At 56.4% G+C, this 3502-nt stretch carries 3 protein-coding genes; 2 read left to right on the top strand and 1 reads right to left on the bottom strand.

The annotated features are described in order from the left end of the window. Nucleotides 1-218 precede the first annotated feature (218 nt). Both ABYV26_RS23130 and ABYV26_RS23125 read left to right on the top strand, forming a co-directional pair. On the top strand, nucleotides 219-1673 hold the full coding sequence (locus ABYV26_RS23130; protein WP_372683716.1) for a CoA-acylating methylmalonate-semialdehyde dehydrogenase: 1455 nt from the start codon (nucleotides 219-221) through the stop codon (nucleotides 1671-1673). Nucleotides 1674-2057: 384 nt separating this feature from the next. Next, a complete protein-coding gene (locus ABYV26_RS23125; RefSeq protein ID WP_372683715.1) occupies nucleotides 2058-2492 on the top strand; it encodes a ferritin-like domain-containing protein in 435 nt (144 codons plus the stop codon). Between the two features lie 17 nt (nucleotides 2493-2509). Here the strand turns inward: ABYV26_RS23125 and ABYV26_RS23120 are convergent. Then, a partial coding sequence (locus ABYV26_RS23120) for an HAD family hydrolase (protein WP_372683714.1) occupies nucleotides 2510-3502 on the bottom strand: 993 nt, incomplete at its 5' end.

Below are 3502 nucleotides of genomic sequence, written 5' to 3'. Positions count from 1 at the left end.
CAAGTGGTGTCACTCCCGCGAAGGCGGGGCACGTAGTGAAGCTTTTTCAGCGCTGTCCATAACTGTCTGAAACTTATAGATCCCCGCCTTCGCGGGGATGACAAAAAAGAGGACATCTCGACTTTTTACGGGTTCATCAACATTGACGTTCGATGTTCAACGTTCATCTGTAACAACCCTCGACCCTAGAACCCTTTTTTTAGATACAGGAGCTGAATATGTCTTTACCCTTGATGAAAAACTACATTGACGGGGAATGGGTGGAATCTGATTCGACCACCTTCGGCGACGTGTTTAACCCGGCCAAAGGAGAGAAGATCGCCACCGTGGCATACGGGACCGCCACAGATGTGGATCGGGCCGTCACCGCCGCCCGGGACGCCTTTGCCTACTGGCGGGAAACGCCGCCGCTGAGCCGCGCCAGATATCTCTTTCGACTCAAGGATGCCTTTGAGGAGAATTTCGAAGCGATTGCCGAGACCCTCACCACCGAGCACGGCAAGGCCATCGACGAGGCTCGGGGAGAAGTGCGCCGGATGATCGAGAACGTGGAACACGCCACCGGCGTGACCACGCTCATGAGCGGCTACACCCTGGAGGATATCGCCAAGAACATCGACTGCTACGGCCACCGGCAGCCCATGGGCGTTTTCGGCTGCATCGCCCCCTACAACTTCCCAGCCATGGTGCCGTGGTGGTTTCTGCCCTACGCCGTGGTCACCGGGAACACCTTCGTTTACAAACCGTCTGAACAGGTACCCATGACCCAGACCCGGATCATGGAGATCGTCGACGAGGTGGGATTTCCCGAAGGCGTGATCAACATGGTCCACGGATCGCGGGACGTGGTCAATGCCATGTTGGACCACCCGGATATCCAAGGCATCAGTTTCGTCGGTTCGACGCCCACAGCCCGGCACATCTACCGCAAATGCGGGGAGACGGGCAAGCGGGTCCAGTCCTTGGGTGGAGCCAAGAACATCGTGGCTGTCATGCCCGACGCAGACCTGGCCCAGGGCATGCCGTCGCTGCTGACCTCATTTTTCGGCTGTACCGGCCAGCGCTGTCTGTCCGGTTCGGTTCTGGTGCCGGTGGGAGACATTGCCGATCGCCTGGTGGCGCAGTTCACCACGGCCGCCAAAACCGTCAGTGTGGGCGACGGCCTGGATGAGCAGACCTTCATGGGGCCGCTGATCAGCGCCGCTCACCGCGAACGGGTGCTGGGGTACATCGAAAAGGGTATTGCCGAGGGTGCGGACCTGATCCTGGACGGCCGGGGCGTAAAGGTCGACGGTTATCCCGATGGTTTTTTCTTAGGGCCCACCGTCTTCGACAACGTCACGCCGGATATGACCATTGCCAAGGAGGAGATTTTCGGACCGGTGGTGAGCATCGTCCGGGCGGCCGACATGGATGCGGTGGTCGATCTGATCAACACCCGCCAATTCGTCAATGCCGCCTGCATCTACACCGCCAGCGGCGCGGCGGCCAGGGAGTTCAAATACCGGGTCAAGCCGACCATGATCGGCGTCAACATCGGTATTGCGGCACCGATGAGCTTTTTTCCCTTCGGCGGGGCCGGCAACTCCATGTTCGGCGACATCAAGGGTCATGGTCAGGAGAGTTTTTTGTTTTACACGGATATGAAGGTGGTTATCGAAAGATGGTATTAACGCCTATCCACAAAAGGCATCTTTTGGCCCATGCCGGCGTTCTCGTGATGTTGGGATCCTCGACGTAGCGCTGCTTCGCCTCCGGTTCCAACATCCCTGCGGCCTTGGCCTGAACCAAAATCTACCCTTTGTGGATAACGTTTGAGACGTGGACGTACTGGAAGACTAAGGACTGACTTGGGGATTTTTGGGATTGAGGAATTGAGGAATGGGTTGACCGGTGCGTTGATAGGCGATTAATCTGATCAATCGTTGTAATACGGATGAACATCGATAGCGAGCGCATTCCCCGCCGTTTGCCGCGGGGAGGGTCCAATCAATTGCAGCCATTGCGCCAAACACCTTCAGCCTAAACTGCTAACAGACTAATTTTCGGAGAAAATTATGCCCTTGACCAATTTTGGTGCGATACTGAACTTCGCCGAAAAGGTGGAGCAGGAGGATATGGAATTCTACGGCGTGGCCTCGTCAACAGCTGCGGCGGAGGCCTATCGGATGCTGTTTGAGATGTTTGCCCGGGACGGCAAGAAGCACGTTTCGCTGATCCAGCGCACACGGCGCGAAAATGTCACCGAAATGATTCTGGAGCCGATCCGGGATTTTGTGCGTGACAGCTACCAGCTGAGGGTTGAAAATGCAGGCAGCTTGGACAGCACGGCCATCCTGACCGCCGCCGCTGCACTGGAAAACCGTGCCATCCGCTATTACGGCGATGCAGCCGAAAAGATCCGCGCCTTGCCCGAGGTTTCCCGGGCGCTGAAAACCCTGGCCAAGAAACGAACCCAGCGTCTCGGCCAGATCGAGAACCTCTCCGATTGATCGTCTTTATTGGCGTTTTAAAAAGGAAAAATGACCTTCCAATCCCGCTTCATGTCTACGACCGTCCAGCCTTTACCCTGCGCTTCGTCCAACGCTTTATCCAGATGCCCAATTGAAGATTGTCTGTCATAGGCCCACTCCCGCTTTGCATCAGTATGACGGATGATGAGCATCAATCGTGCGCCTTTTCCGGCCGCAGTCCATTGAAGCATCTGCAGGTCACCGTCGGAGTTGCCGAATGAGGCGATCGGCCGGCGGCCGATGTGCATCTGAATGCCGACGGGTTTGCCCGCATTGTCGTCGATGAAGTTAATCTCCGGCAGACGAACCAGCACCGGCTGGTCGTTGTGCATCTCAAACGTCGTTTTGATGCTGCTGCCGATGACCTGCTCGGGTGGGATACCATAGACTTTTTCCGTCCACGGGCGCATGAACTCGATGCCGCCGCCGGAGACGATGAAGGTTTTGAAGCCATTGGCACGCAGGTAGGCCAGCAGCTCCAGCATCGGCTGGTAGATCATCTCAGTCAACAGCCGCCCCGTCGTGGGATGTTTTGCGGTGGTGATCCAATCGGTCACGATCTTTTCGAACGCCTGCGTGGTCATGCCGGCGTGGGTGCTCATGACAATTTCCAGGATGGCGTGCTCACCGCCTTCAAGCGCACCCTTCATGTCGCCCTTGAGCAACGAAGCAAATGGCTCCTGGGTATTCCATTCTGGATGCTGCGGTGCGAGGGCTTTTACGCGGTCGATGGCGAAAAGAAGTTGAAAGTAGATCGGCTGCTCGGCCCACAGCGTGCCGTCATTGTCAAATGTGGCGATGCGTTCGGCCTCCGGTACGAAGTCCGGTGAGCCTTGCTTGGTTACCCGTTCGACGAATGTGACAATCGCCTTCTTCGGCGCCGTGTCGTTCCAGGATGGCAAGGAATCGGCAGCTACAGATAGGTTTGTAAATAGCAACAGGGAGAGCAGAATCTTGAAAGATAAATGTTTCATAAATGGACTCCTTGT

The organism is Desulfosarcina sp. (genome assembly GCF_041551955.1).
Taxonomy (GTDB): Bacteria; Desulfobacterota; Desulfobacteria; order Desulfobacterales; family Desulfosarcinaceae; genus Desulfosarcina.
This window is presented reverse-complemented; position numbering and strand designations above follow the sequence as displayed.